43 protein-coding genes, 1 tRNA gene and 1 pseudogene are annotated in these 26,827 nt (G+C 35.2%); 19 read left to right on the forward strand and 26 right to left on the reverse strand.

Annotation, left to right across the window (positions count from 1 at the left end; all coding sequences use genetic code 11):
- Positions 1-96: 96 nt before the first annotated feature.
- From rpsM to nadC, 24 genes are all read right to left on the reverse strand, one after another.
- Positions 97-480 carry a 30S ribosomal protein S13 gene (gene rpsM, locus Anndu_RS00555; protein WP_464102504.1) on the reverse strand — a complete coding sequence of 128 codons (384 nt, stop codon included), beginning with the start codon at positions 478-480 and terminating at the stop codon, positions 97-99.
- Between the two features lie 115 nt (positions 481-595).
- Positions 596-709 (reverse strand): 50S ribosomal protein L36, encoded by a 114-nt coding sequence (rpmJ, locus tag Anndu_RS00560; RefSeq protein ID WP_464102505.1) that lies wholly within the window; start codon positions 707-709, stop codon positions 596-598.
- Between the two features lie 225 nt (positions 710-934).
- Positions 935-1,159: a translation initiation factor IF-1 gene (infA, locus tag Anndu_RS00565; protein ID WP_006196724.1), complete on the reverse strand. Its 225-nt coding sequence runs from the start codon at positions 1,157-1,159 to the stop codon at positions 935-937.
- A gap of 160 nt (positions 1,160-1,319) precedes the next feature.
- The gene (locus Anndu_RS00570) at positions 1,320-1,814 is read right to left on the reverse strand and encodes an adenylate kinase (RefSeq protein WP_464104013.1); all 495 of its coding nucleotides are present in this window, start codon (positions 1,812-1,814) and stop codon (positions 1,320-1,322) included.
- 110 nt (positions 1,815-1,924) lie between these two features.
- Positions 1,925-3,259 carry a preprotein translocase subunit SecY gene (gene secY / locus Anndu_RS00575; protein WP_464102506.1) on the reverse strand — a complete coding sequence of 445 codons (1,335 nt, stop codon included), beginning with the start codon at positions 3,257-3,259 and terminating at the stop codon, positions 1,925-1,927.
- Positions 3,260-3,386: 127 nt separating this feature from the next.
- The gene (gene rplO / locus Anndu_RS00580; RefSeq protein ID WP_464102507.1) at positions 3,387-3,830 is read right to left on the reverse strand and encodes a 50S ribosomal protein L15; all 444 of its coding nucleotides are present in this window, start codon (positions 3,828-3,830) and stop codon (positions 3,387-3,389) included.
- Positions 3,831-3,847: 17 nt separating this feature from the next.
- Complete coding sequence (gene rpsE / locus Anndu_RS00585) at positions 3,848-4,369, reverse strand: 30S ribosomal protein S5 (protein ID WP_464102508.1); 522 nt, start codon at positions 4,367-4,369, stop codon at positions 3,848-3,850.
- Positions 4,370-4,461: 92 nt separating this feature from the next.
- Positions 4,462-4,824: a 50S ribosomal protein L18 gene (rplR, locus tag Anndu_RS00590; RefSeq protein WP_464102509.1), complete on the reverse strand. Its 363-nt coding sequence runs from the start codon at positions 4,822-4,824 to the stop codon at positions 4,462-4,464.
- 2 nt (positions 4,825-4,826) lie between these two features.
- Complete coding sequence (gene rplF, locus Anndu_RS00595) at positions 4,827-5,366, reverse strand: 50S ribosomal protein L6 (protein ID WP_464102510.1); 540 nt, start codon at positions 5,364-5,366, stop codon at positions 4,827-4,829.
- A 167-nt stretch (positions 5,367-5,533) separates the two neighbouring features.
- Positions 5,534-5,935, reverse strand: a complete 402-nt coding sequence (gene rpsH / locus Anndu_RS00600; RefSeq protein ID WP_464102511.1) for a 30S ribosomal protein S8 — start codon at positions 5,933-5,935, stop codon at positions 5,534-5,536.
- A gap of 32 nt (positions 5,936-5,967) precedes the next feature.
- The gene (gene rplE / locus Anndu_RS00605; RefSeq protein WP_464102512.1) at positions 5,968-6,513 is read right to left on the reverse strand and encodes a 50S ribosomal protein L5; all 546 of its coding nucleotides are present in this window, start codon (positions 6,511-6,513) and stop codon (positions 5,968-5,970) included.
- A 93-nt stretch (positions 6,514-6,606) separates the two neighbouring features.
- On the reverse strand, positions 6,607-6,960 hold the full coding sequence (gene rplX / locus Anndu_RS00610; protein WP_464102513.1) for a 50S ribosomal protein L24: 354 nt from the start codon (positions 6,958-6,960) through the stop codon (positions 6,607-6,609).
- Positions 6,960-7,331 (reverse strand): 50S ribosomal protein L14, encoded by a 372-nt coding sequence (rplN, locus tag Anndu_RS00615; RefSeq protein ID WP_464102514.1) that lies wholly within the window; start codon positions 7,329-7,331, stop codon positions 6,960-6,962. The genes rplX and rplN overlap by 1 nt, the downstream gene beginning before the upstream one ends.
- A gap of 60 nt (positions 7,332-7,391) precedes the next feature.
- Positions 7,392-7,637, reverse strand: a complete 246-nt coding sequence (gene rpsQ, locus Anndu_RS00620) for a 30S ribosomal protein S17 (protein ID WP_464102515.1) — start codon at positions 7,635-7,637, stop codon at positions 7,392-7,394.
- A 41-nt stretch (positions 7,638-7,678) separates the two neighbouring features.
- Positions 7,679-7,888 (reverse strand): 50S ribosomal protein L29, encoded by a 210-nt coding sequence (gene rpmC / locus Anndu_RS00625; protein ID WP_464102516.1) that lies wholly within the window; start codon positions 7,886-7,888, stop codon positions 7,679-7,681.
- Between the two features lie 115 nt (positions 7,889-8,003).
- Positions 8,004-8,426: a 50S ribosomal protein L16 gene (gene rplP / locus Anndu_RS00630; RefSeq protein WP_464102517.1), complete on the reverse strand. Its 423-nt coding sequence runs from the start codon at positions 8,424-8,426 to the stop codon at positions 8,004-8,006.
- A gap of 65 nt (positions 8,427-8,491) precedes the next feature.
- Entirely contained in the window at positions 8,492-9,220 is a 729-nt protein-coding gene (gene rpsC / locus Anndu_RS00635) for a 30S ribosomal protein S3 (RefSeq protein WP_464102518.1), read from the reverse strand.
- A 55-nt stretch (positions 9,221-9,275) separates the two neighbouring features.
- Positions 9,276-9,629, reverse strand: a complete 354-nt coding sequence (gene rplV / locus Anndu_RS00640) for a 50S ribosomal protein L22 (protein ID WP_464102519.1) — start codon at positions 9,627-9,629, stop codon at positions 9,276-9,278.
- A 73-nt stretch (positions 9,630-9,702) separates the two neighbouring features.
- A complete protein-coding gene (gene rpsS, locus Anndu_RS00645; protein WP_464102520.1) occupies positions 9,703-9,981 on the reverse strand; it encodes a 30S ribosomal protein S19 in 279 nt (92 codons plus the stop codon).
- A 134-nt stretch (positions 9,982-10,115) separates the two neighbouring features.
- A complete protein-coding gene (gene rplB, locus Anndu_RS00650) occupies positions 10,116-10,943 on the reverse strand; it encodes a 50S ribosomal protein L2 (RefSeq protein WP_464102521.1) in 828 nt (275 codons plus the stop codon).
- A gap of 130 nt (positions 10,944-11,073) precedes the next feature.
- Positions 11,074-11,409 carry a 50S ribosomal protein L23 gene (locus Anndu_RS00655; protein ID WP_464102522.1) on the reverse strand — a complete coding sequence of 112 codons (336 nt, stop codon included), beginning with the start codon at positions 11,407-11,409 and terminating at the stop codon, positions 11,074-11,076.
- Positions 11,402-12,037: a 50S ribosomal protein L4 gene (gene rplD / locus Anndu_RS00660; protein WP_464102523.1), complete on the reverse strand. Its 636-nt coding sequence runs from the start codon at positions 12,035-12,037 to the stop codon at positions 11,402-11,404. The genes Anndu_RS00655 and rplD overlap by 8 nt, the downstream gene beginning before the upstream one ends.
- A 69-nt stretch (positions 12,038-12,106) precedes the next feature.
- Positions 12,107-12,742, reverse strand: coding sequence for a 50S ribosomal protein L3 (rplC, locus tag Anndu_RS00665; RefSeq protein ID WP_464102524.1), 636 nt, complete (start codon positions 12,740-12,742; stop codon positions 12,107-12,109).
- A gap of 694 nt (positions 12,743-13,436) precedes the next feature.
- A complete protein-coding gene (gene nadC / locus Anndu_RS00670) occupies positions 13,437-14,297 on the reverse strand; it encodes a carboxylating nicotinate-nucleotide diphosphorylase (protein WP_464102525.1) in 861 nt (286 codons plus the stop codon).
- A gap of 171 nt (positions 14,298-14,468) precedes the next feature.
- Here nadC and Anndu_RS00675 point away from each other — a divergent pair, with 171 nt between their 5' ends.
- The 9 genes and pseudogenes from Anndu_RS00675 (at position 14,469) to Anndu_RS00715 (ending at position 19,889) form a co-directional block, all read left to right on the forward strand.
- Positions 14,469-15,269 carry a DEAD/DEAH box helicase gene (locus Anndu_RS00675; protein ID WP_464102526.1) on the forward strand — a complete coding sequence of 267 codons (801 nt, stop codon included), beginning with the start codon at positions 14,469-14,471 and terminating at the stop codon, positions 15,267-15,269.
- Between the two features lie 41 nt (positions 15,270-15,310).
- Positions 15,311-16,422, forward strand: a pseudogene (locus Anndu_RS00680) (IS630 family transposase).
- A gap of 71 nt (positions 16,423-16,493) precedes the next feature.
- On the forward strand, positions 16,494-17,597 hold the full coding sequence (locus tag Anndu_RS00685; RefSeq protein ID WP_464104014.1) for a DEAD/DEAH box helicase: 1,104 nt from the start codon (positions 16,494-16,496) through the stop codon (positions 17,595-17,597).
- 508 nt (positions 17,598-18,105) lie between these two features.
- The gene (locus Anndu_RS00690; protein ID WP_464102527.1) at positions 18,106-18,363 is read left to right on the forward strand and encodes a type II toxin-antitoxin system RelE/ParE family toxin; all 258 of its coding nucleotides are present in this window, start codon (positions 18,106-18,108) and stop codon (positions 18,361-18,363) included.
- Complete coding sequence (locus Anndu_RS00695) at positions 18,356-18,655, forward strand: helix-turn-helix domain-containing protein (RefSeq protein ID WP_464102528.1); 300 nt, start codon at positions 18,356-18,358, stop codon at positions 18,653-18,655. The genes Anndu_RS00690 and Anndu_RS00695 overlap by 8 nt, the downstream gene beginning before the upstream one ends.
- Before the next feature lie 91 nt (positions 18,656-18,746).
- Positions 18,747-18,959 carry a DUF2281 domain-containing protein gene (locus tag Anndu_RS00700; RefSeq protein ID WP_464102529.1) on the forward strand — a complete coding sequence of 71 codons (213 nt, stop codon included), beginning with the start codon at positions 18,747-18,749 and terminating at the stop codon, positions 18,957-18,959.
- On the forward strand, positions 18,956-19,381 hold the full coding sequence (locus Anndu_RS00705; protein WP_464102530.1) for a type II toxin-antitoxin system VapC family toxin: 426 nt from the start codon (positions 18,956-18,958) through the stop codon (positions 19,379-19,381). Before Anndu_RS00700 ends, Anndu_RS00705 begins: the two co-directional genes overlap by 4 nt.
- Entirely contained in the window at positions 19,356-19,508 is a 153-nt protein-coding gene (locus Anndu_RS00710) for an element excision factor XisI family protein (protein WP_464102531.1), read from the forward strand. Before Anndu_RS00705 ends, Anndu_RS00710 begins: the two co-directional genes overlap by 26 nt.
- Before the next feature lie 51 nt (positions 19,509-19,559).
- Positions 19,560-19,889: a type II toxin-antitoxin system Phd/YefM family antitoxin gene (locus tag Anndu_RS00715; RefSeq protein ID WP_464102532.1), complete on the forward strand. Its 330-nt coding sequence runs from the start codon at positions 19,560-19,562 to the stop codon at positions 19,887-19,889.
- A 94-nt stretch (positions 19,890-19,983) separates the two neighbouring features.
- Here the strand turns inward: Anndu_RS00715 and murA are convergent, their stop codons facing one another.
- The gene (murA, locus tag Anndu_RS00720; RefSeq protein ID WP_464102533.1) at positions 19,984-21,297 is read right to left on the reverse strand and encodes a UDP-N-acetylglucosamine 1-carboxyvinyltransferase; all 1,314 of its coding nucleotides are present in this window, start codon (positions 21,295-21,297) and stop codon (positions 19,984-19,986) included.
- A 284-nt stretch (positions 21,298-21,581) separates the two neighbouring features.
- Here murA and Anndu_RS00725 point away from each other — a divergent pair.
- Together Anndu_RS00725 and Anndu_RS00730 are read left to right on the forward strand one after the other, a co-directional pair.
- A tRNA-Leu gene (locus Anndu_RS00725) sits at positions 21,582-21,665 on the forward strand.
- Positions 21,666-21,725: 60 nt separating this feature from the next.
- Entirely contained in the window at positions 21,726-22,517 is a 792-nt protein-coding gene (locus tag Anndu_RS00730; RefSeq protein ID WP_464102534.1) for a TrmH family RNA methyltransferase, read from the forward strand.
- On the opposite strand, the gene Anndu_RS00735 is transcribed toward Anndu_RS00730, so the two are convergent.
- A complete protein-coding gene (locus tag Anndu_RS00735; RefSeq protein ID WP_464102535.1) occupies positions 22,514-22,756 on the reverse strand; it encodes a hypothetical protein in 243 nt (80 codons plus the stop codon). The two genes, Anndu_RS00730 and Anndu_RS00735, sit on opposite strands and share 4 nt — an antisense overlap.
- Positions 22,757-22,819: 63 nt before the next feature.
- On the opposite strand from Anndu_RS00735, the gene psb32 reads away from it, so the two are divergent.
- The 8 genes from psb32 to Anndu_RS00775 all read left to right on the forward strand — a co-directional run bounded on the left by psb32 (position 22,820) and on the right by Anndu_RS00775 (position 26,812).
- Entirely contained in the window at positions 22,820-23,500 is a 681-nt protein-coding gene (gene psb32 / locus Anndu_RS00740; RefSeq protein WP_464102536.1) for a photosystem II repair protein Psb32, read from the forward strand.
- A 156-nt stretch (positions 23,501-23,656) separates the two neighbouring features.
- Positions 23,657-24,244: a DNA N-6-adenine-methyltransferase gene (locus Anndu_RS00745; RefSeq protein ID WP_464102537.1), complete on the forward strand. Its 588-nt coding sequence runs from the start codon at positions 23,657-23,659 to the stop codon at positions 24,242-24,244.
- A 97-nt stretch (positions 24,245-24,341) separates the two neighbouring features.
- Positions 24,342-24,542 (forward strand): hypothetical protein, encoded by a 201-nt coding sequence (locus Anndu_RS00750; protein ID WP_464102538.1) that lies wholly within the window; start codon positions 24,342-24,344, stop codon positions 24,540-24,542.
- Complete coding sequence (locus Anndu_RS00755; RefSeq protein ID WP_464102539.1) at positions 24,543-24,794, forward strand: ParE family toxin-like protein; 252 nt, start codon at positions 24,543-24,545, stop codon at positions 24,792-24,794.
- Between the two features lie 135 nt (positions 24,795-24,929).
- The gene (locus Anndu_RS00760; RefSeq protein ID WP_464102540.1) at positions 24,930-25,127 is read left to right on the forward strand and encodes a hypothetical protein; all 198 of its coding nucleotides are present in this window, start codon (positions 24,930-24,932) and stop codon (positions 25,125-25,127) included.
- Positions 25,127-25,381, forward strand: coding sequence for a ParE family toxin-like protein (locus tag Anndu_RS00765; RefSeq protein WP_464102541.1), 255 nt, complete (start codon positions 25,127-25,129; stop codon positions 25,379-25,381). The genes Anndu_RS00760 and Anndu_RS00765 overlap by 1 nt, the downstream gene beginning before the upstream one ends.
- A 201-nt stretch (positions 25,382-25,582) precedes the next feature.
- Positions 25,583-26,065 (forward strand): hypothetical protein, encoded by a 483-nt coding sequence (locus Anndu_RS00770; RefSeq protein WP_464102542.1) that lies wholly within the window; start codon positions 25,583-25,585, stop codon positions 26,063-26,065.
- Between the two features lie 6 nt (positions 26,066-26,071).
- Positions 26,072-26,812, forward strand: coding sequence for a hypothetical protein (locus Anndu_RS00775; protein ID WP_464102543.1), 741 nt, complete (start codon positions 26,072-26,074; stop codon positions 26,810-26,812).
- The last annotated feature ends 15 nt before the right edge of the window (positions 26,813-26,827 follow it).

Genomic DNA, 26,827 nt, shown 5'->3' on the forward strand with positions numbered 1-26,827 from the left:
AATAAAGTAAATTGAAAGTTGATGATTAAGTTAACGAAATAACTTAATCCGTATTTTTTAGCTAAAATTATTGTCCAAGGAAACAACAATTTTAGATTATTTCTTACCAGGAGCTTTTTTCTTCCCAGCCACTGTCAAACGTCTACCCCTGCGAGTCCGAGCATTAGTACGAGTTCTTTGCCCCCTGACGGGTAAACCTTGACGATGACGACGACCACGATAAGTACCAATATCAGTTAAACGCTTAATATTCATCGCTTCTAAACGTCTCAAGTCGCCTTCAACTTGATAGTTAGCCTCAATACAAGCGCGTAACTTAGTTATTTCCTCATCGGATAAATCTTTAACTCTAGTATCAGGATTAACTCCTGTTTGCTCTAAAATTTCATGAGAACGAGAAAGTCCAATCCCATAAATATAGGTCAGAGCAATTTCGATGCGTTTATCACGGGGTAGATCTATACCGGAAATCCGTGCCACTGTTTTTTCTCCCTTTTCGTCTTGTGTATTGCTACAATAGATTATGATGTTTAATTTTTTAATCAGTTCAATTAAACTTAATTAAGCTGATTACGTTTAATTGATGGTTTTAGGTTTAACCCTGACGTTGTTTGTGTTTCGGGTTATTACAAATCACCATCACTCGACCACGCCGACGAATAACTCGGCATTTTTCGCAAATTTTTTTGACAGATGCTCGAACTTTCATAATGTTTTTGTTTTGACAGATTAACTGCTTACCTTAATAAATAATTTTGACTTAAGGTCGTGAACTCAAGACTATCATTATTTATGACTGCAAGGTTACTATTATACCAGTAATTGTGTATTTTGTCAGATCAAAAATTCCTTAATTTGCTCTAATCTGTTTCAAAGATTAGAAAAATAAAAAAAAGGAAAGTTTGTTCTGTTTTATTTTTGATCGGTTTTACCCTTATTTTTTCCGCAGACGATAGGTAATTCTACCTTTGCTTAAGTCGTAGGGTGTTAACTCCACTTTGACTCGATCGCCGGGTAAAATCTTGATGTAATTACGTCTAATTTTACCGGAAATATGAGCTAAAACATTAAAACCATTATCTAAGTCAACTCGAAACATAGCGTTAGGCAGTGATTCTGTCACCGTGCCTTCCATTTCGATCAGATCTTGTTTTGACAATTAAATTAAGCCTCCTTTGAAAATCAAAAATTCACAATTCAAAATTCAAAACTAAATTCAGAATTAAGAATTTATTTTAAACAAGTCAATTAATCTAGTTTAACAATTTAATCATTAAACTTTAAAAACTTGTTGGAGTTAGTTCGGCCAAGCCATCTTTTTAGATCTTCAAAAGAGCTTTTACAGAAGTTGTCACTTCCTCGATTGCCCGATCACCATCTACTGATTGAAGTGTCCCCTTCTCTTGATAGTAATTAAGCACCGGAGCAGTCAAATCACGATAAACTTGAAGACGGCGGGTAATCGTTTCTTCATTATCGTCTTTGCGTCCCCTTTCTAACATTCTGTTGATCAAAACTTGATCATCTACGCTAAAATTAACTGCACAATCGGCATTTTGATTTAATTGTGCTAATAGGTTATCTAAAAAGACAGCTTGTTCAACATTACGGGGAAAACCGTCTAAAATCCAGCCGTTGGCTGTATCTTCATGATTTAAGCGATCCCTGATCAAATCTAAAATTAAATCATCAGGCACTAACTCCCCTTGATCCACATAACTTTGAGCTTTCACACCCAAATCAGTTTTTTGCTCGATCGCTTCTCTTAAAATTTCCCCCGTTGAAATGTGTGCAATCTGAGCCAACTCAGCCATAATCTGAGCTTGAGTTCCCTTTCCTGCACCCGGAGGACCTAAAAAAATTAATCTTGTCACAATTTTTTTGATGGAAAATTTTAGTTTTAATAAAATTAGAGTTAAATTAATTAATCTTTAACCATTCCCTCATAACGCTGAGAGATTACATAGGTTTGAATCTGTTTAGCCGTGTCAATAGCAACCCCCACTAAAATTAAAAGAGATGTTGCTCCGAAACCTCTAAAGGTTTGAACATCGATCGCACTTTCCACAAAAGTGGGAATAGTGGCCACTAAGCCTAAAAAGACTGCCCCTAAAAAGGTTAAACGATTAATCACTTTTTCTAAATAATCACTGGTAGCTTTCCCTGGGCGAATCCCTGGAATACTAGCCCCCATTTTTTTCAAATTTTGGGACATATCCACCGGATTAACGATTAAAGAAGCATAAAAGTAACTAAAGAATAAAATTAAAGCCAAATAAACCAAAACGTAAACAAAAGTTCCGGGTTGGACTGCTAAAGCTACTTTTTGGACAATCTGACCAAAAGTTCCTTCCCCTTTGGTAAAACTGGCTAAAGAGGTGGGTAAAATCAGAACGGCTGAAGCAAAAATAATGGGCATTACTCCGCCTTGATTTAAGCGTAAAGGCAGATAGCTAGTGCGTTCTCGATAAAGTCTTTTCCCCACCTGACGACGGGCTGAGACAATGGGAATACGTCTTGTGCCTTCTTGAACAAAAACAATACCCACGATCATCACTAAAAAGACCAGTAATAAAGCTACGATGCTAATTACAATGCCCCGATCGCCTTCCTCAGCACTTTTTTGAGCTACTTCAATGGTTTGTCCTAAAGTTTGGGGTAAAACCGCTACGATATTGACAAAAATCAATAAAGAAGCACCATTGCCGATTCCTCGTTCCGTGATTAATTCAGATAACCACATCACAAACATTGAACCTGCGGTTAAAGCTAAGACGGTTTCGATAATAAAACCAGTCCCAGGAGTTAAGGCGTGACGATTTAATAAACCAATGGTAATGCCTAAACTCTGGATGATCGCCCAACCTAAGGCCACATAGCGGGTATATTGGGAGATTTTACGTCGGCCTGCTTCACCCTCATTTTTTTGCAAATCTTCCAAAGAAGGAATGGCCGCAGTTAATAACTGCATGATGATTGAAGCATTAATGTAAGGTAAAATCCCTAAAGCAAAAATCCCGATGGCTGAAATACCCCCTCCGGTAAAAATATCCAAAAAGCCAAAGGCCACGGGATTTTCTTGAATCGCTTGAGCAAAACTAGCTCGATCGATTCCAGGAATAGGAGCAAATAAGATGCCAAAGCGAACTAAAACTAATAAACCAATAGTAAGAAGCAAACGACCCCGCAGACCTGCCGCTTGAGCCATTTGCATAAAAGTTTCTTGAGCAGTTGGAGTTTTGTCTCGACTGACGACCATAAGAAATTAATTCACAAATTAAAATTTAAAATTATCTTGTTTATTGTCATTTGTCTTTCGTCATTTGTCATTGGTCAGCTATTAGCTATTGATGACTAATGACTAATGACTAATGACCAATCACTAATTAGATTAATTCCCAACTACCACCAGCCGCTTCAATTTTGGACTGAGCCGATTTAGTAAAAGCGGCCGCTTTTACTTTAAGAGCTACGTTTAACTCTCCATCCCCTAAAATTTTTAGAGGCCCATCATTAGAAGTAACAATGCCCTTAGCCATTAAGACTTCCAAGGTTACTTCTGTATTTGCTTCTAAACTGGCCAAGTTTTTAACATTGACTATAGTATATTCCTTCGGATTAATTAAAGGAAAATGTTTTAATTTAGGGATTCTTCTATATAAAGGAATTTGTCCCCCCTCAAAACCGGGGCGAGTGCTTCTGCCAGAACGAGATTTTTGACCTCTCATCCCGAAACCACAACTAGCACCTTGACCGGCCGCAATACCTCGGCCTACTCGGCGAGGACGTTGTTGAGAGCCTTTTTTGGGCTTTAACTCATGTAATTTCATATTTTTTGCGTAATCGTTTAGGTATACAAATGCTCTAAAGAAATACCACGATCTCTGGCTACTTCAGAAAAACTGCGTAAAGATTCCAGAGCATCAATAGCGGCTCTAGCATTATTGAGAGGGTTATTAGACCCTAACTGTTTAGCTAGAATATTTTGTACTCCTGCTAATTCTAAAACAGTACGCACAGCACCACCCGCAATTACCCCTGTACCGGGGGCAGCTGGGCGCATAATCACTTTAGCACCACCTGAAGAACCTTTGGCTAGGTGGTTAATGGAATTAGCTTTCGTTAAAGAAACGTCAATGATATGTTTTTTACCATCGGCTACGCCTTTACGCACAGCCCCGATCACATCACCGGCCTTCCCAACGCCAACCCCAACTTGTCCTTTTTCGTTACCCACAACAACAATGGCACGGAAGCTTAATTTTTTACCCCCTTTAACCACTTTGCTGACTCGACGAATTTGAACAACACGCTCTTGCCAATTAGTTTCTTTTTCCTTGGCTTTGCTACCTTTTCTTTTTTTCGCCATAGTTAATAATCCTAATTAATGTTAAGTAATCAGCCCTGAGCTATTAGCTAACTATCGTAACTGTTTACTTGTTAATTCTTAAAATTTTAATCTTAAAATTTTAATCCGGCTTCACGGGCGGCTTCAGCTAAAGCTTTAATCCGTCCATGATAAAGGTATCCACCTCGGTCAAAAACCACAGTTTCAATCCCTTTTTCTAAGGCTCTTTGAGCCACCAATTTACCAACTTCCACCGATGCGTCACAATTAGCACCACTGGCGAGTTTGTCCCTTAAACTTGGCTCTAAGGAAGAAGCCGCCGTTAAAGTATGTTGCAGTGCATCGTCTATTACTTGAGCATAAATATGCTGATTGGAACGAAATACACATAAACGGGGTTTTTGTGCTGTTCCGCTTACTTTTTGCCGAATACGGCGGTGACTGCGTTGAATCGCTTGTTTTCGAGAGAGTTTCATCTTTATTTCTTCCCTGATTTACCCGCTTTACGTCTAACAACTTCACCCAAATAACGAATCCCTTTGCCTTTATAGGGTTCAGGGGGGCGAACAGCACGAATTTTGGCAGAAACATTACCGACAACTGCTTTATCCGTACCTGTTACAATAACTTGAGTGTTATTTTCTACCGCCACTTGAATTCCTTCTGGCATAACCATTTCCACAGGTTTACTGTAGCCCACATTCAAGGTTAACTTGCTACCTTGAGCCGCCGCTCTGTAACCTACCCCTTGAATGCTCAGACGCTTTTCAAAACCCTTAGAAACACCTTCTACCATATTAGAAACAAGTGTACGGCAAAGTCCGTGTCTTTCTCTGGCAGGACGAGAATCATTAGCTCTGACTACCAGTAAAGTATCACCTTCTCTTGTCACTTCCACCAACGAAGGAAGTGTTTGCTGGAGTTTGCCTAACTTTCCACTAACGGAAACATTCTGCCCATTAATTTCTATAGTTACTCCACTGGGAATAGAAATTGGACGTTTACCAATACGAGACATAATTAATTAAAAAAATCGTTAATTGTTAATTGTTAATTGTTATTCGTTATTCGTTAATTGTTATTCGTTATTCGTTAAACTATGATTTTACTAAAATTATTTTAATTTTTTTAGAGATTAATCCAGTCAAAACTCCGAATAACCAATAACCAATAACCAATAACTAATTACCAAACATAACAAAGCACTTCGCCACCCACACCCTTTTGACGAGCTTCTCGATCGGTCATGATGCCTTGGGAAGTAGAAATAATTGCCACTCCAATGCCACCTAACACACGAGGAAGTTCTTTGCGATTAGAATAAACTCGTAAACCGGGTTTGCTGACTCGCTTTAATGTTTGGATAATCGGTTGACGATTTCTACCCTTGTATTTGAGGGAAATTAATAATTGTTTACCGATTCCTTCTCCTACTTCCTCAAAATCTTCAATAAAGCCTTCATTCTTGAGAACTTGAGCGATACTGCGCGTCATTCTGGTTGTAGGAACTTTGGTTTGGGGATGTCTCACCGCACAGGCATTGCGAATGCGAGTGAGCATATCCGAGATAGTATCATTTGCCGCCATTATTGACCTGATTTCCTCCTAAGATAAAGGATTTAATTTTTCCTGAAAGGCATTCCCATCTCTTTCAGTAATGCCCGACCTTCTTCGTCAGTATTGGCTGAAGTGATGATTGAAATATCCATTCCCCGAATTTGATCAATCGTGTCGTAATCAATCTCAGGAAAAATTAATTGTTCTCTTACTCCAAGGCTATAGTTTCCTCTGCCGTCAAAGCTTTTTGGACTAACGCCACGAAAGTCACGAATGCGGGGAAGTGCCAAGTTGATCAGACGATCTAAAAAGGCATACATCCGTTCTCCTCTTAAAGTCACCATTACCCCCACTGGCATTCCTTGACGAATTTTAAAACCAGCGATCGCTTTTTTAGCACGGGTAACAACTGGTTTTTGGCCAGTAATGGTACTTAATTCATTCAGGGAAGATTCTAATGCTTTCGCATTTTGGGAAGCTTCGCCTAATCCTCTGTTAACTACCACTTTGACCACCTTGGGTACTTGGTGGATATTGGTGTAGTTAAATTGTTCCATTAATTTAGGAACAATAGTTTCAATATACTGATTTTTAAGTTTTTGTGTCATTTTAATCCTTAAATCCTCTGGGCTTGGTCAGAGCTTTTGCAGTGGACAGTGAACAGTGAACAGGATTAACTTTTGGTCACTTTTCACTTCTCACTAATCAATGATCTCACCAGTTTTTTTGAGCTTTCTGACTTTTTTGCCATCTTCAGTAAAAGTATAAGCCACACGACTAGCAACTTTTTCTTTTTCTGAATATAACATCACGTTAGAGCTATGGATGGGAGCTTCAAAGGTGGTAATTTGACCAGATTCTCCTTGTTGTTGGGGTTTAACGTGCTTGGTTTTGACGTTAACACCCTTGACAACTACTTTACTGGTTTTAGGAAAGGTTTGGATAACTTCCCCAACTTTACCCTTATCGTGACCAGAAATGACTTGAACTTTATCCCCTTTTTTTATGTGCATTTTATAACGCTCAGGGGTTTTATTCTTTCCAGAATTTAACATTAAATCACCTCCGGTGCGAGAGAAACGATTTTGGTGTAGTTTTTATCCCGTAATTCACGGGCTACAGGACCAAAAACACGAGTTCCTTTGGGGTTGCCGTCATTAGGATTAATAATCACGGCCGCATTGTCATCAAACCGGATACTCATGCCGCTTTCCCGTCTTAAAGATTGACGAGTGCGTACGATCACCGCCGTTACCACATCAGACTTTTTAACAGCCATATTGGGGATAGCCTCTTTGACAACAGCGATAATGCGATCACCGATACTGCCATAAGTACAGTTACCTGTGCCAAGAACTCTTAAACACATGAGTTTTTTTGCACCACTGTTATCAGCTACATTGAGATAAGTTTGCTGTTGAATCACGCTTAAACTACCTTCAAAAATTCAAAATTGATGATTCAAAATTCACAAAGATGAATTTTGTTATTGTTTCGACTCAAGAATTTCAGTTACTTCCCAGCGTTTAGTTTTGCTTAAAGGGCGAGTTTCACGAATACGAACCCGATCGCCTTCTTGACATTTATTTTCTGGATCGTGAGCCTTGTATTTATTTGTCTTAACGACAATTTTCTTATATTTAGGATGGGGGGCGCGGTTTTCCACAGCAACAACTACAGTTTTCTGCATTTTATTGCTAACTACCAATCCCACCTGTTCTTTTAGTGCCATGAGCCTTTATGCCTCCTATAAACTCTGATTCACTCTTTAACTTAATTTACACCTTTTAATTGTCTTTCTCTTTCCACTGTCAGCAGTTGAGATAGACGGTGTTTTTTATGTTTAAACAGATGAGGAGTTTTGAGTTGACGGGTGGCTTTTTCTAGGCGTAAGCGAAAAAGTTCCTGTTTTACCTTTAAGATTTCGGTGGTGAGTTCCTCATCATTGAGATTTCTCACATCATCTATTTTTGGAAAAGCCATAATAATTCAAAAATTCAAAATTCAAAATTCAAAATTCAAAAAGTAGGAAAGTAGAAAACAGTAAAATTAATTTTCCCTTAATTTCTACTAACTACTGACTACGGATTACCGAATCTTATTCGATGTAATCTTCATCACGAGTAATGAATTTTGTTTTAATGGGCAATTTTTGAGCCGCTAAACGCATTGCTTCACGAGCAATCTCTTCTGAAACCCCTGCAATTTCAAACATAATACGTCCGGGTTTAACTACTGCTACCCAAAATTCGGGAGAACCCTTACCAGAACCCATCCGAGTTTCAGCAGGACGCATAGTTACAGGTTTATCTGGAAATAAACGGATCCAGATTTTACCACCCCTACGAATATAGCGAGTCATGGCTCGACGTGCGGCTTCAATTTGACGGGCAGTAATCCAACAAGGTTCGGTTGCTTGAAGACCAAAATCCCCAAAATGAAGGGATGAGCCACTCTGAGCTAATCCTCTCATCCGTCCTCGTTGTTGTTTACGAAATTTCGTTCTTCTAGGACTTAACATCGTTAAAAAAAATTTAAAATTTGAAAGTTAAAATCAGCTTGAGCTTAATGATTACTGTTCACTGATTACTGTTCAGAACGGTCTTCAAATTGTTGACGACGACGTTGTTTTTTCTGGGCGGGAGCTTGATTAACTGCGGGTTGTTCATCTTGTCCGGGGAAAATTTCGCCCTTAAAGATCCAAATTTTTACTCCTAAAATACCGTAGGTGGTACTAGCAGTACGATAAGCATAATCAATATCTGCCCTTAAGGTATGGAGAGGAACACGCCCTTCTCTGACCCATTCAGTCCGAGCAATTTCTGCTCCATTTAAACGACCACTGACTTGAACTTTAATTCCTTTGACTTCAGCTTTTTGCGCCCGTTGAATTGCTTGACGGACAACTCTACGGAAAGAAACCCGTCTTTCTAGTTGTCCAGTAATAAATTCAGCGATTAGAGCCGCATCAGCATCTACTCTAGCAACTTCAATCACATTAATTCTAATCTGACGATTTTTGCCCAAGAGATTTTGAAGATTAGTTCTTAAAGCCTCAATTCCAGTGCCACCACGTCCTACCACTACACCCGGACGGGCGGTGTGAATTTCTAACTCAATTTGGTCAGCTTTTCTTTCAATACGGATCACAGAAATACCTGCATTCTTGAGCTCCTTATGTGTTTGAATATACTGACGAATTTGGTGATCTTCCTTAAGATGTTCAGGATAATCCTTATCGTTGGCATACCAACGGGATAAATGTTCCTTGGTAATACCTAAACGAAAACCAATTGGATGTATTTTTTGTCCCACGAGTTTTTTCCTCTAGTCAAAAATAATGACAGTAAAGTTCCATCATCTAGGTCTATTAAGCCGCTTCAGCCACTGCCACGGTAATATGACAGGTAGGCTTCCGAATTTGATAAGCCCGGCCTTGGGCGCGAGGGCGGAACCGTTTTAAAGCGGGTCCTTGATCTGCAAAAGCTTGACTAACCACCAATTTTGAGCGATCCATGCCCTGATTATGTTCCGCATTGGCCGCCGCCGAACGTAATACCTTTAAAATCGCTTCACAAGAGCGATAGGGCATAAATTCTAAGATGATTAGTGCTTCTTGATAAGTTCTCCCCCGAATTTGATCTAAAACTCGGCGCACTTTATGGGGTGACATCCGAATATAACGGGCGATCGCTTTAGCTTCTTGAGTTGTTTCTATTGCCATAGATTGCTCCTAACAGTTGACAGTTGACAGTGGACAGTTGACAGTAATCCTTTACTGTTGACTGTGGATCTGCTTATCTGCGAGATTTTTTGTCACTTTTAGCGTGACCCCTGAAGGTACGAGTGGGAGCGAATTCTCCTAACTTATGACCTACCATTTGTTCGGAAACATAAACAGGAACGTGTTGTTTTCCATTGTGAACAGCGATGGTATGGCCTACCATTTGGGGTAAAATCGTGGAAGCTCTTGACCAAGTTTTAACTACTTGTTTTTCGTTTTTAGCGTTGAGCTTTTCGATTTTTGATAGAAGGCTATCCGCCACAAAAGGACCTTTTTTTAGTGAACGACTCATAATAATTCAAAAGTCAAAATGCAAAATTAAAAATGTCTTTTGTCATTTGTCCCTTGTCTTTGATCATTTGTTTTTTGTCAGTTTTTTGTCACTGGAAAAAAATTAATGACTAACGACTAACGACTAATGACTAATTATTTACGACGACGAACAATAAAGCGATTACTTTGCTTTTTCTTCTTACGAGTTTTAGCACCTAGAGCAGGTTTACCCCAAGGAGTGACAGGGCCACTACGTCCAATGGGTGCGCGTCCCTCACCACCACCATGGGGGTGATCTACTGGGTTCATCACACTACCACGCACGGTTGGTCTGAATCCTTTATGGCGAGTCCGTCCAGCCTTACCAAGTTGTAAATTACGATATTCCGCATTTCCTACTTGTCCAATGGTGGCATAACATTCTTTTCTGATCATGCGTACTTCTTTAGATGGTAAGGCGATGGTGACATAATCACCCTCTTTAGCCATAACTCTGGCTGCACCACCTGCACAACGCACAATTTGACCGCCTTTTCCTGCTACCATTTCGATATTGTGGATGGTTTCCCCTAAGGGAATTTTGCTTAAAGGTAAAGCATTACCCACTTCAATGGGAGCATCAGGACTAGAGATCACAGTCATGCCCACTTTGAGACCTGCCGGAGCGAGAATATAACGCTTTTCTCCATCTTGATAAAAGAGTAAAGCAATTCTAGCATTACGGTTGGGATCGTATTCGATCGCCGCTACTTTAGCGGGTACGTTAACTTTATCCCTACGAAAATCAATCACACGATAAAGGCGTTTATGACCGCCTCCACGATGACGACAGGTAATAACACCTCGATTATTGCGCCCTTGACGACGATGCTTATATTTAGTTAAAGACTTTTCGGGCTTATCTTTGGTGATTTCCGCAAAGTCTGAAACAGTAGCTTGTCTTGTTCCGGGCGTATATGGTCGAAAGGAACGAATACCCATAATAAATCAAAAATTACAAATCAAAAATTTATTTGTTATCCGTTATTTGTTATTTGTTATTTGTTATGTCTGAAAAATTACTAATGAATAATTTTCCAATAACGAATAACGAACAACTAATAACAAAATTTTAAACTTCAGGGAAGAAAGTTTCTCTGAGGGAATAATTATCAGCTAAAGTAACAACTGCTCTTTTATACTGAGTTTTATATCCTACGAAACGACCGACTCTGCGTTTTTTGCGAGGGGGGCGAGAAGTATTAACTGCTTTCACCTTAACATTAAATAAGCTTTCGATCGCCGCTTTAATTTCCGGTTTAGTTGCCTTTAAGACCACTTGAAAAACATACTTATTTTGCTCCATTAAGAGAGTAGCTTTTTCACTAATAATGGGTTGAACCACTAGATCAGCTAAATCTCTAGGATTATAAGTTTTCGGTTTAAAACTTCTTTTAAGTTTAGTCATTGTACACCTCCTGAATCTTAGTTAAAGCCTCAGAAGTAGTGACAATTTTATCAGCTACTAGCACATCATAAATATTCAAGCTAGTGGCTTCAATAATTTTAACTGTACTAATATTCCGAGCAGACAGATAAAGATTTTCAGTAATTTCAGCTAAAATTAATAAAACCTTTTCTCCTGATTCTACGCCCCAACGATTGAGAGCAGAAACAAACTCTTTCGTTTTAGGTTGAGGAAAGTTTTGCTCTCCTAAGTGATCAATAATAATCAAACTTTCAGCACGACTTGTGAAAGCTGTACGCAAAGCTAAACGTCTTTCCTTACGGTTCATTTTGATGCCGTAATCTCTAGGTTTAGGCCCAAAAATCACACCACCACCACGCCATAAAGGAGAACGGTTTGAACCTGCTCTGGCTCTACCAGTTCCTTTTTGTCGCCAAGGTTTACGACCACCGCCACTTACTTCGGCGCGAGTTTTGGTTGATGCTGTTCCTTGACGGGAGTTGTTAGCTTGTCTGACTAAGGCACGATGAACAATATGTTCGGCATTTTCGGGTTTAGCTACCTTCATTTCAAAGGAAGTATCCCCTACCTTTTCACCTTGCCAATTTTTAACAACACAATTAACCATAATGACTTGCTTTTTTCAGTTATTAGCTATTAGCGATGAAGCTCAAGCTATTTAAGTATTTGACTTTGATTACCCTACTCTTTTATGGGGGGTAATATTCAGTAAACCGCCCGGTTTTCCGGGAACAGCACCTTTGATTAAAATCAGATTACGTTCTGCATCTACCTGAACAACAGTTAGTTTACGGGTAGTCACTTGACTAGCTCCATATTGTCCTGCCATTTTTTTCCCAGGATAAACACGCCCAGGGGTTGTCCCTGCACCTGTTGAACCAGGAAGACGATGGTTTTTAGAACCGTGAGACATTGAACCTCGTTTGAAGTTATGTCTTTTTTGATAACCTGCGAAACCACGTCCCATGCTTGTTCCGCTTACGTCTACGAGTTGCCCCGCCGTAAATAGATCAGCTTTGAGAACTTGTCCTACTTCAAACTCAGAGGGATTTTCAAGACGATATTCCTTGAGATGACGTAAGGGTGGCGCACCGGATTTTCTGAGATGACCTATTTCTGGCTTGGTCAGAGCTTTTTCTTTCACTTCTTCAAAACCTAGTTGAATGGAGTTATAACCATCAGTTGCGTTAGTTTTGATTTGAGTGATGGGGCAGGGACCAGCTTGAACAACAGTCACAGGGATGGATTTTCCTGTTTCTTTGTCAAAGATTTGAGTCATTCCCACTTTAGTGCCAAGTATGCCGACAGACACGGGATTATATCCCTCCACTTACTACAAAGTTGACATTTTTTGGGTTGAAGTTTGCTTTGATCTTTTTAGGTTAAGTTAACTTTGATCTCTCCAGAAGGCGACAAAATAGACAAGAATAAATTATTATTCTTAAAAGAATATTGTTTATTCTGTTGGTTTTTTGTTTTGACTTTTGGTTTGGTTTAATGAAGATGTAACAAGCAATTTGCTTTAAATACAGTTCTTTAAGAGCTAGTTTTTTAAACTAAAATCATAAGCAATACATTTAACCTGTTAGAGATTTAGTTACTTGTTCTTAGTGAGAACCAGAAACAGTGGTAACTTGACCTTTTTATTTAACTAATTAATTTATTTGACTAAATATTTATTTAATTAGTGTCATGGTCTATCTCTGAAGTTAAGAGAGCGCCTAATTTCTTCAAGACTTAAAGTTCTTTTGATCAAGAATGATTTAATGAGCTTCAGTATCTTTCGGAGGCACAAACTTTTACTGATGAGGTGACGTTTTTGGTCACAATCAAACATTATATACTAATGTGCGTTTTTTGATCAAGTTTTTTTAAAAAAATTTTTTATTTGCTTTATTTTTCCAAAAAATCCTCACCCCCTACCCCTCTCCTGATGGGTGAGGGGGGCTTTTCTTTGCCAAAAATGCTACCTAAAAAAAATTTGTTGATGGAATTTATATTAATGATTAATTCATTAATTTCATACTTAAATCTAACCATTTCGATCGAGTGATGGGGGCGCTACTGGAAATGTAATCAACTCCGGTTTGGGCGATCGCTTTAATATTGTCTAGGGTGATATTACCTGATGCTTCTATTTTAAGATTTTTACCTGATGCCCTAATGATTTGAACGGCGGCCGTCATGTCTGGAATACTCATATTATCTAACATAATAATATTAATATCTTGTTCAAGGGCAATTTTTACTTCTTCAATGGTGCTGGTTTCCACTTCAATGGTAAGGGGATAGGGGATCACGGCTCGGATCTTACTAATGGCTTGAGTGATACCTCCTGCGGCCTGAATATGATTATCTTTAATCATAACGGTATCATCTAAACCCATGCGATGATTTTGGCCGCCGCCCACTTCGGTGGCGTATTTTTCTAAAATTCTTAAGCCCGGAATGGTTTTACGGGTGTCTACGAAATGGGTAGGCAGATCAACGATCGCATCTACATAAAGACGGGTTGCCGTTGCGATCCCACTAAGGTGCATGGCGATATTTAAGGCCACTCTTTCCCCCATTAATAAGCTATCTATTCTACCTTCAATCTGGGCGATCGCTTGGCCTAGTTGACATTTTTCCCCTTCTGCTACAAGGGGAGTAAATTTAATTTCAGGGTTGAGTAGGTAAAAAATTCTGGCGGCCATGGGTAAACCTGCTACTATCCCTTGACTTTTGGCGATCCAATGGGCTTTTCCGATCATGGTTGGCTCATTAAATAATCCTTGGGAAGCTCGATCGCCCCGGCCAATGTCTTCTAATAACCAATTTTTCAAACTATCATCTAACAGAAGCCAAGGGGGTAAGGGGATTTTCATAAAGGTATCAATTTTTTAAATTTCAAAAAAATATTTTAATTATATATTAATTTTTTGAGTATTTGTAAAAGACGCTATTTAGATTAAAATAAAGATTGATGATTAATTAACCATAATTGTATTTTTTTTTAGGAAATTTTACTCGAATAAGAGAGATTAATCAATAAATCAATGGAACTGAGACCTTATCAAAAAGATAGTATTGAGAAAATTCATGAAGCATGGCAAAAATATCGCAGTATCATGTTTCAAATGCCCACTGGCACGGGGAAAACGGTTATTTTTAATGAGATTGCTCACGGTGAAAGACAACAGGATAATCATGTTTTAATTATTGCCCATCGTAAGGAAATTGTTGAACAAATTGTTAAGCGTTTAGAGTCAAAATTTAATCAGTCGGTGGGCATTATTATGTCACAAAGTGATAAAAACCCAGAGGCTTTAATACAAGTGGCTTCTATTCAAACTTTATCCCGCCGAAATTATCCCTATTCTTATGCTTCTAAAGTAATTATAGATGAGGCTCATCACGCTACGGCGGAAACTTATAAAAAATTATGGGTAAAATATCCTAATGCGCAATTTTTAGGAGTAACGGCAACACCGATTAGATTAAATGGAGAAGGTTTTGATGATTTGTTTAATATTTTAATTACTTCTGATTCTATTGATAACTTTATTAAACAAGATTTTTTAGCTCCAATTAAATATTTAGGTCATCCAAAAATTATACCTGATTTAAGAAAAATAAAAGATAAAGGAGGCGATTTTGATCCCAATCAATTGAGTGGAGAAATGTGTCAAGAAAGAATTATGGCCAATTTAATTAAAAGTTATTTGGAATTTGCTGAAGGAAAAAAAATAATTGTTTTTGCTGTGGATATTCAACATAGTAAACATATTGTGCAACGCTATCAAAAATTAGGAATTAATGCGGAACATATTGATGCTAATAAGCTGTTCGTCTTTTAAATAGGGTATAATAAAAGCAAAAAGAAAAGGAGTGAAAAAAAATGCCAGTTAAGAATTATCTAAAACAAGAACAAAAAGAAATGTTACAAAAAGCTCTAAAAGAGGAGGAACATCCAGATATTAGAGAAAGAATTTTAATCTTATTATTGTTAAATGATGGAAAAACTCAAGCAGAAATTGCAGATTTTATCGGTTGTGGTGTCAACAAAGTAAACTACTGGTGTATTCACGCCGATCCAGAAAATATGGAGACATTGAAAGATAAAAGAATGGAAGGAAATCATAGAAAAGCGACAGATAAATATATAGAAATATTATTAGAAACAGTAGAAAAAGACCCAGAAGAATTAGGTTATGAATTTGGCAGATGGACAGGAAAAAGATTAGCAATATACTTAGAAGAAATCACAGGAATAAAATTAAGTAGTTCACAAGTAACAAGAATATTAGAGAGAAAAAAGTACGTTTATATCTGGGCAAAACATAGCTTAGAAGATAAGTGGGATGAGAAGAAAAGAAAAGTGTTTAAAAAGGAATTAAAAGAATATTTAAAAATAACAATAAAAAATCAAGAAAGGCTACAGGTATGGTTTTGGGATGAAAGTGGATTCAGTTTGAGAGTAATAAGAAGAAAAAATTGGTGTAAAAAAGGAAAGAGAAAAAAAGTAAGAGGGGATAGAAGAAAAGGAAGAATAAATGTCATGGGGGCGATCAGATATTCAGATAAAAAAGATGGGTAGAATTTATAGAAAAAGGAGATAAACAAAATTTTTATGAAGTAATGAAAGAATTTTATCAAGAGTTAATTGATGAGTGGGTAGCACAAGGAAATGAGGCGAAAGATTTTGCTGAAAAAGGTGCAAAAATAGTGATTATATTGGATAATGCTAGTTTTCATAAAAATGAAGAAATAAATCAGAAAATAGAAGCAGAAATGCCAAATTTAAGATTAGAATTTTTGCCGACATATAGCCCTGATTATAACTTAATAGAATTAGTATGGCATAGTGCAAAAGAATATGTAGCTAATCGTCTTTTTAGATCAATTGAAGATTTAGAATTATTATTACATAAACTCCTGAATGAAGGGGAACTAATTATTCAATGGCATCGTAAGTTAAAACACAAAGGTAATTCTGTTAAAGTGGTTTAAATGCTGAACAGCTTACACCAAAAAGAGAAAGAGAACAAATATTAACAAGATTTAGAAAAGGTGAAATTAAAATACTTAGTAATGTTAATATAGTTAGTGAAGGTTTTGATATGCCTGATTGTGATGGTGTACAATTAGCACGTCCTACTAAATCTTTAGGATTATATTTACAGCAAATTGGGCGGTGTATGCGTCCGATGGAGGGTAAAGATTATGCTATTGTATTAGATAATGTGGGTTTATATGAGATTTTTGGTTCTCCTAAAGTGCAAAGAAATTGGAGTTTAGCACCTAATCAAAATATTAAACTAGAAACTGATGAGGCTATTACTAGATTATGTGCTTCTCGTAATCGTGATAAACCTTCAGAAAGTAATGATTTAAACCTTGTTATTTTAGAGGATGTGGAAATTATGACTATTGATGAAATTAAAGCTCAAATTAAAGAGTTAGAGGAGGCTATTTTAGAATGTGAAAAGTCTTTAGAAAAAACTACTTTAGAAATTAGACAACAATCTTTAAGAAAAGAAATTTATGAGTATAAACAAAATATTTCTGACTTAAAAATTAATTTACAACAAGCTTTAGAAAGAGCATCACAAGAAAAAATTGAAGAAGTCGTTAATGAATGTAAAGATTATTTTCAAATGTTTATTAATGATGAAAGGTTGAATAATGATGTAGATAAAATTAAGTTTATGGACAGATTAATTAATGTTATAACTCAAGAAAAGCAAACTATAATAATGACTCAAAAGGTAATTTTAAAAGAACATATTGTTGATCCACCAAACAACCTTAATAAACCTGTAGTTATTCATGTAGAAGTAATTAGTGATAGAAGGAGGAAAGAAGGTGTAGCTAAAAATTTTGTGAATGCTATTTGTGAATTAATTAAAAAACTACAAAGTATTGATGTTTTAATAGACTTAAATTTACAATCAAATGGTACTAAATTGATCTGTAATACCCTTGAAGAATTAGATTATCAATCGAGAAATGGAGAAATACAAAGATATAACAATAACAAAATAGAAATTACTTATAGTAATAGAGAAAAAAAGTTTTTTTATATTAATACACAAACTGATACTCCTAAAAAAAGAAATCTTTTAGAACAAATAGAAAAGAAACTTCGTGTTGATATGAATATTGATGAAATTATAAGAGAATAAAAATATGTCAGCAAAAAATATTTAAAATAATACAATTAAAAAACTCCTTAAAAAAGATGATTGGATTATTACAGATTATCTTTTGTAATATAAAAATTAAAGTTAATTGTAGGAGCATGATATAAATTAATTTTGTTACCAATTGTTAAATTATAAAATGTCATGTCCCAACCCCACCGATCAATTTTAAACTTAATCAAAATTTGATATTTTTAATTATTAATTAATGTGGTGTTTACAATGTTTTTTAAGCGTTAATTTAATGGTGGGTTTGGGCATGGCAAAATTAAAATTAATGATTATTTTATAATTAAAGGATGCCATGCCCCTACAGATTTTTGTTTTTAGTTTAATAATGATATATACTTATATATATATAAGCAACCTAGGTTGACAAATTAAATGAGGAAAACAGATCATGATTAATGAAATAGTTAATCATTTTAAGATTGAAACGGAACAAAAAGAAGATGCTAGATCGCTGAAATTCCAGAATTAGCAGGAGTTTTTGTTTTTAGTAAAAAGAATTGGTGATTTTGGCAAAATAAGTAATAAAGAGCAATTTCGCAATGAAGGCGATAAAATTTATGCTTTTAAACCTCAACCTGATCGCTTTTTATGTTTCTTTTTTACTGGTCAAAAAATCATTGTTACTAATGGTTTTCTCAAAAAACAACAAAAGTTACCTAAACAAGAAAAAGAAAAAGCTCTTAACTATATGAATGATTATTTAAAACGTATTCAAGAGGGAATATATTATGAATAAAAATAAAGAAAAATCAACTTTTGATCAGATGATGGAAAATCCTGATTTTAAAGCTAAATTTGAGGAAGGTTATGGAGAATTTTTATTATCAGAATTATTAATTGAACTGATGGAAAATGAGCAAAAATCGGTGAGTCAATTAGCAAAAGAAGCTAATATTTCTCCTTCTGTAATTAAAGATATTCGGAACGGAAAACAACAAGATATTAACATTAGTAATTTTTTGAAAATTATTAATGCTTGTGGTTATAATTTAATCTTAGAAAAAGGGGAAAATAAGATTCTTTTATAAATTTTTTGCTCATTAGGTTAATTCTTATTGTAAACTTATACTTATACAAGTAAATATAAGTTTACGAATTAAATGAGGATCAAAGTGTAATATGAAAGTAAAAACAAAATTAATTCAAGAAATAGAAGCAACTCCAGAAGAATTAATGGTAGAATTATTGGATTTTCTTCTATTTATTAAACAACGTCATCAATCAGACAGTGAAAAAATACGTCCTGATGGTTTATGTAAAGGTGAATTTGTGACACCTGATGATTTTGATGATCCTTTACCTGATGAAATTATCAAAGAATTTGAAACATGAAAATATTATTAGATACCCATATTTTTTTATGGTTTATTAGTGGTGATTCTCGCTTAGATATTACTTGGAAACAAGCAATCAAAAATACAAATAATGAGATTTATTTAAGTGTAGTTTCTATTTGGGAAGCAATGATTAAATATAAAATAGGAAAACTTCCTTTACCTGAATTGCCTGAAATTTATTTACCAAAACAAAGGAAAAAACATAAAATTAATAGTTTGATTGTAGATGAAACTAGTGTTATTCAATTAGCTAATTTACCTTTAATTCATAATGATCCTTTCGATCGGTTGTTAATTTGTCAAGCTAAACAGTTTAATTTAATTATGATGACAGTAGATAACAAAATAAAACAATATTCAATGATTGAATATTTTGAAAATATGATCGAAGTTGAGGAAAACAAAGATAGTCAATGATGAAAAGGAGGTTATTACTCAATGGATAACTTTAGATTTATTAGCAGAAGGTATCCCAAAAAAAGATATTGTTTTAGGTTTTTATCACCCTAAAAGAAGACAATATACAGAATTTGTTTTAGGTTAATTCTTATTGTAAACTTAAAGGATATACTTATCAAAAATTAATCATAAAATTATGTTTTCTCTATCAACTACTTATCAACAAGCTCAAGAAAATTTAGATAAATTTCTAACACAAATAGAAACAGAAAATAGTATTGGTATTATTACTCGTCAAGGTCATAAAGATATTGCTTTTCTTCCCGCAGAAGAATTAACAAGTTTACTTGAAACAATCTATTTATTACGTTCTCCTGCCAATGCTAAACGTCTATTTGATGCTTTACAACGCTCCCTTGAAAGAGATATTAACCCCCCACCTAGTGAAACTATAATTAAAGATATTAGGAACGGAAAACAACAAGATATTAACATTAGTAATTATTTGAAAATTATTAAAGCTTAATAATTTCAAAAAAAATCCCTTCTCATGACTAAAAAGAAGGGTTGGCTGGGGTTATTTGCTCACAAATTGATATTTTTAATAATTTAATTGACAATTAAACTAAACATAATTGATCGGCGTTTGGTTGCATCACTCGATCTAATTTTGCACCTAATTTTTTCAATTTGTATTCAATATTTTCATAACCCCGATCGAGGTGGTGTAGACCTTGAACAATAGTTTTACCATCTGCGGCCAAACCTGCGATCACTAGAGCGGCTGAGGCTCTTAGATCCGTAGCCATCACAGGCGCACCCGATAGGAATGGTACACCCGTCACAATAGCATGATTATCTTTAAGGCGAATATTAGCCCCTAAACGCTTGAGTTCAGCCACATGACGTAAACGATTTTCAAACACAGTTTCGGTAACAATACTACTACCCTCAGCTAAAGTTAATAAAGCCATAAACTGCGCCTGCATATCCGTAGGAAAGCCCGGATAAGGTAAAGTTGTAATATCCGTTGCTTTTAATTCTCCCGGAATTACCCTTAAACAAGTGGGAGATTCTTCGATAATTTTAACACCCACTTCCTGTAATTTAGCAATTACCGGAATTAAATGATCTGGTACAATATTAGAAACCGTAATTTCTGAATGGGTGATCGCTCCTGCTACTAAAAATGTACCTGCTTCAATGCGATCGGCAATGATGGGATAATCGGTAAAATGTAATTTATCCACACCCATAACGGTAATCGTATTAGTACCCGCACCAGTGATTTTAGCACCCATTGAACAGCAGAAATTAGCTAAATCAATGATTTCCGGTTCTTGAGCCGCATTTTCAATAATGGTTTCACCAATGGCTAGGGTAGCGGCCATCATAATGGTTTCAGTCGCTCCCACGCTAGGATAATCTAAATAGATTTTCGCACCTTTGAGGCGACCTTGTGAACCTTTAACACAAGCGTGAACCATGCCATGTTCAATGCGTACATCCGCACCTAAGGCCTGTAGTCCTCTCACATGAATATCTACGGGTCTTGCACCGATGGCACAACCTCCGGGAAGGGGAACGGTGGTCATTCCCAGTCTAGCGAGTAAAGGCCCGATCACAAAAAAACTAGCTCTTAACTGAGATACTAGATCATAGGGGGCTTGAGATTGACCCAGATCACGCCCATCAATTTCGAGAACATCTTGATGCTCTTTAATTTTGACTCCTAAAGCTGAGAGAATTTTGATCATACTTTTAACATCAGCTAGGGAGGGAACATTGGTTAAGCGACACTCATCACTACATAATAATGTTCCGGCCATGATCGCTAAAGCGGAATTTTTCGCACCACTAATTTTAACATCACCGGAAAGGGGATGTTTGCCCCAAATTTCTAAAATAGGTGAAGACTCCTGTGCAAGGGACACAGACTTTTGGCTTGTTAATGAAAGGTTAATGGCTAGATCCTCCAAAAATTTAAGTAATAATAATTAAAAAGTTAAATATTAAAAATAGGTTTTGATTTGATTGTACCCAAGTTTATAAAAATGTGTCTTTTTGTAACAATATTTTTTTGTTACTCTAAAACTATGCTTTGATTTTGTCAACTCAAATTTACAGTTTTTCCTCAATTTGATTGATTTGACGAAAAATCTCTATTGTGTGATAATTAGATTTTTAGATTAACTAAATTAATTTAAAAATCTCAAAAGCGGAACTGGCGGAATTGGTAGACGCGCTAGATTCAGGTTCTAGTGTTCGCAAGAACTTTCGGGTTCAAGTCCCGAGTCCCGCATAAACGGTGATCAGTTAACAGTGACCAGTAAAGAATAACAAATAACAAATAACCAATTTAATGTTAACCAGTCTGAATAATCCTTTAATTAAACAAATCCGTAAGTTACAGCGCACGAAGGAGCGCAAAAAACAAAATTTATTTTTATTAGAAGGTACTAATTTAATTGAAGTTGCAATAAGGGAAAATTACCCTTTAAAAGAAGTTTGTTTAACTCCCCAATGGAAAGATCATTATTTTCAACTTTATCAAAAATTGCCCCTTTTAGCTCAAAGAATTGAGTTGGTTTGTCCTGAAGTTTTGACGGCGATCGCTACAACGGTTAATCCTGATGGTATCATTGCAACGGCTATTCCCCAAGCACCTCAATTTAATTCTAATTCTCCTTTAAAATTAGGCTTAATGATAGAAAGATTACAGGATCCGGGTAATTTGGGTACAATTATTCGCACGGCGGTGGCTACGGGGGTGGAAGCTTTATGGTTAAGTGAAGAAAGCGTAGATCCTGAAAATCCTAAAGTTTTAAGGGCTTCGGTGGGTGAGTGGTTTCGTTTACCTATCATCACGGGAAAATCTTTGACTGAGATTATTAAATTTTATCAGTCTCAAGGGGTGCAGGTTGTGGCGACTTTACCCCAAGCTCAAAAAATTTATTGGGAAATTGATTTTACTCAACCGACTATTATTTTATTGGGTAATGAAGGTGCGGGTTTATCCGATGATATAGCTATGTTAGCAGATGAACAAATTAAGATTCCGTTACAAAATCAAGTTGAGTCTTTAAACGTGGCGATCGCAACGGCCGTGATTTTATCTGAAGCCCAAAGACAGTTAATTTTAAGCTCAAGTTAGTTAAAAAACGATTGATCTTGATCGGATAAATCATGTAAAACCTGTTCAATGTCTTCTTCTATTTGATCCCAAGTGGAATTAATTGACTCTTGATCAGATGAAATGATGGTAGTTTGATCGGCCTGTTTTTGACAAGGGGATCCGGTGATGAGATCATCTAAATCGTCAAGAGACTCAAAAAAAGCTTGTTCGGCCGCAAAGCGTTGTGGGAATGAAGGTTCTGATGGTGATTGATTCATATTTTGACTAATCCTTAAGATGATACACTGAAGAAAAAAAGCTATTAATTTTAACTTAACATTATGAAACAATTTATCTCAAAATTTCTTTTGTCTTTATCTAGTTTGATCTTGGCGTTAACTGTGATCATTTTACCTGCTCAAGCGGTCGGAGTCTATGATCTGCCTGTGGTTAATGCCGCAGAGGATGTTTGGATCGTAGATCAAGCGCAAACTTTAAGTTTAGCTAATGAAAATCGTCTTAAAAATACCTTAGAAAAATTTGCCGAAAATAGCGATTATGAATTAAGAATGATCGTTATTCATCGTTTAGATTATGGTCAAACTATTAATGATTTAGCCGATCAAGTTTTTACTAAATGGTATCCTAATCAAGAAGATCAAGATAATCAAATATTATTAATAATGGATACTTTAACTAATCAAACTGCGATTCGTTATGGTAATAATGTTAAAGCGAATTTAACAGATGAAAAAGTTGATAGTATTATTTCCGAAACTATTGCTTATTTATTAAAAGAAGGAAAATATAATCAAGCTTTATTAGATGGTAGCGATCGCCTTGTGGCTATCTTATCAGGAAAAGAGGATCCAGGCCCTGTGCAAATTAAACAAGTTAAGGTTGAGGGAACATTCCCCACCGCCGAGGAAACTGATGATAAAAGTGCAACTATTTGGGTAGTAGGCTTTTTAATTGTAGCTACTATTATTCCGATGGTTACATATTATTGGTATGTTAAATAAATTATCAATTTCTGTTAATTTATGGGGTGGGTTTTACCCACCCTATCTATTGATAAATGATTAATAATATTGTAAAAATATAAATATTTATAATGAAATTTTAAGACAGAATTTGGGATTAGTATAATTAAGTTTGAAAAATTGGAAAGAAAGAATATGACTGCTGGTAGAAAAGTAAATTCTGAAAATCAAAGTTGGGGTACTCCTCTAAAATATGTTAAGGCAATTAAAAAGTTTTTTGGTGGTTCAATTGCTTTAGATCCCTGTTCTAATCAATATTCAATTGTTGGTGCTGAAACTGAATTTATACTTCCTCAAAATGATGGATTAAGGGAAGAATGGAACTATTCAACCATATATATGAATCCGCCTTATGGTGCTGATAGAGAAAGAGGAACAACTATTAAAAATTGGTTAGTAAAATGTGCTATAACTCATCAAAAATATGGTTCTGAGATCTTAGCTTTAATTCCTGTTGCTACCAATACTGGACATTGGAAACAATCTATTTTTGGGAAAGCAAAAGCAATTTGTTTTCTTTATGATACGAGATTAAAATTTTTGGAAAATGGGAATGATGGAGGAAAAGGCGCACCTATGGCTTGTGCAATGATTTACTGGGGTAAAAATTACGAGAAATTCTATAATATATTTATTGAATATGGTGCAGTTGTGGACTTATCAAACTTAATTGATCAAGAGATTGGAGCAACTAAAAAACAATTGACATTAAGAATAAAATAAATCATTAATCTCCCCTACAAAAGCGATCGCATTTTAGATAAAAAATGGTAATATGAAACTAACATATCAAAAACTGTTATGATTAAAGAGCAATAATATGAGCAAATTACAATCAATTCAAGCAGAAATTGAAACTCTTACGCCCGATGACTTGACCTATTTAAAAAACTGGATTAATGAGTTAGATGCTCAACAATGGGAAAAGCAAATTGGGGAAGATTCTAATGCAGGAAAACTTGATTTTCTGATTGAGGAAGCCTTATTAGAAAAGAGTAAAAATCAATTAAAGGAGTTATAAGTGCATCGAACTAATCAAAGATTTTGGCAATGTTTTGATCAGTTACCTAAATCAGTTCAGATATTAGCTAAAAAGAATTTTGAATTATTAAAAAATGACTTAAATCATCCTTCTTTATCTTTTAAAAAAGTTGGAAAATTTTGGTCGGCAAGAGTTGGTATTAATTACCGTGCTTTAGTTTTTAAAGATGGAGAAGATTATATTTGGGTGTGGATAGGAAGTCATGAAGAATATGAAAGATTTTTAAAATAAAAGCGATCGCACCTCAATCTCCCCTAAAAAGAGATCGCACCTTAAAACTCCCCTAGAAAAGCGAACGCAAAAACTATACTTTTGATCTTTAAAAATGCTATAATCTAAATAAATTTTTGAAATTATTTGATAATTATGACTATTGAACAAATTGAAAACGCAATTTTAAATCTTTCTAAAACTGATTTTACTAAGTTACGCAATTGGTTATTAGATTTAGATTATCAGCAATGGGATCAACAATTAGAACAAGATATTAAGGAAGGCAAATTAGATGCTTTAGCTCAAGAAGCACTAGCTGAATTTGAAGCAGGAGACTATCAAGAAATTTAATGCACTATACTAATCGTAAATTTTGGTCATATTATTATCAACTACCTGAAGATATACAACAGATAGCAGATACATCTTATGAATTATTAAAAATTAATCCTAATCATCCCTCATTACATTTTAAGAAAGTTAATAAATATTGGTCTGTTAGAGTAGGAAAAGCTTATCGTGCGTTAGGAATTGAAGTTAAAAATGGGATTTTATGGTTTTGGATTGGTACTCATGATGAATATGATAGATTAATTGGTAAATAAAAGCGATCGCATCTCAAACTCCCCAAAAAAGCGATCGCACCCTAACTCCCCACAAAAGTGATCGCCCCTTAAACTCCCTCAAAGAGCGATCGCACCCCAAACTTCAACAAAGAGATCGCACCTCAAAACTCCCCTAAAGAGCGATCAAATTTTGCTACTGTATTATATAATTTGATTAGTTAACTTATATAGGAATAGTTTATGGAATGGCTTAAAGCCAAAACATTTGAAGATTTTAAACAATTAGGGACTTTTAAATTAGTTCGTGAGCAGATAAAAACTGACTTAGGGACAAAATTAGAATTAAAAGTTCGTGGTTGGGATGATTTATGGGAAGCTGTTCAAAATATTCAAAAATTATCTTCATCTACACTAGAAACTTTAACTTCAGATAGTTCAGATATTAATGCTGAACTTAATAGTATAAATGAAGATAATGTAGATGAATCATCTTTGTATTTTAAGTCTGAATCTGCAAGAATAATATATGCACTTGTGGAATTAGATGAAAAATATAGATTAAAAGAATTAGGTGTTGATAGAACACATTATCGAGATGTTGAAAAAGCAAAAAAATGGCGTAATAAAATTGCAAAACTTATTCATCCAGATTATTGTCAACATCCAAAAGCAACTTTAGCAATGAATCTTCTTACTGATTTATTTAACAATATGGTGAGGTAATAAATAATGAATATGGAAAAAAATAATAGCCCAATTATTCATATTAAAATTCCAGCTTCTGACTTAGAATTATCATTTATTAATGATAGCGATCTTAATGAAAGCCGGTTAATATCTATACATAATGCTTGGACATCAAGTGCTGGAATAGATAATAATGGTGCTGTTTGGATTTCAACAGATAAACTTCATATTATTCTAAGAACTCAAAAAGATACAGCAAAATATTATTTAGATAATGAAATTGAAAGAAAATATAAAAAAGTTATAAATGGAAAATTTTACGTTAAAGGAAGTGAGGTTCTAAAATTACTTAATAGAATAATTCAAAATGCTGGTTCTATGAACAGAGAAGGGTATGCTAGATACTCAGAAAATATGTATCTTAGAATAAACAATTCAAAAGATGCTCAATTAGAAAGAGCTAGAAGATATGAAAGAATAAGACAATATAGAGACGAAATGAGACGAATAAGAATTGCCGAGTTTAATATAGAATTTTGTGAATTAACAAATGAAGAACTTATTGAAAACAACAATGATTTTTCTCATATAAGAAGTGTAAGTATTGATTTAGAATTAGCAGATAAAATCTGGAATGGTTTAGTGATTAATAGACCAATACATAAAATCATTACAGAAACTTCTATTAATGATGAAGACCAACTACTAGAGTTATGTATGGATCAAGGTTGGAATACAAATTGGTATGATAGTTTCATAAATGAATTGAATAATTATTATTAACTGTTATTAGTTTAA

This window comes from Annamia dubia NIES-4383 (assembly GCF_055394725.1).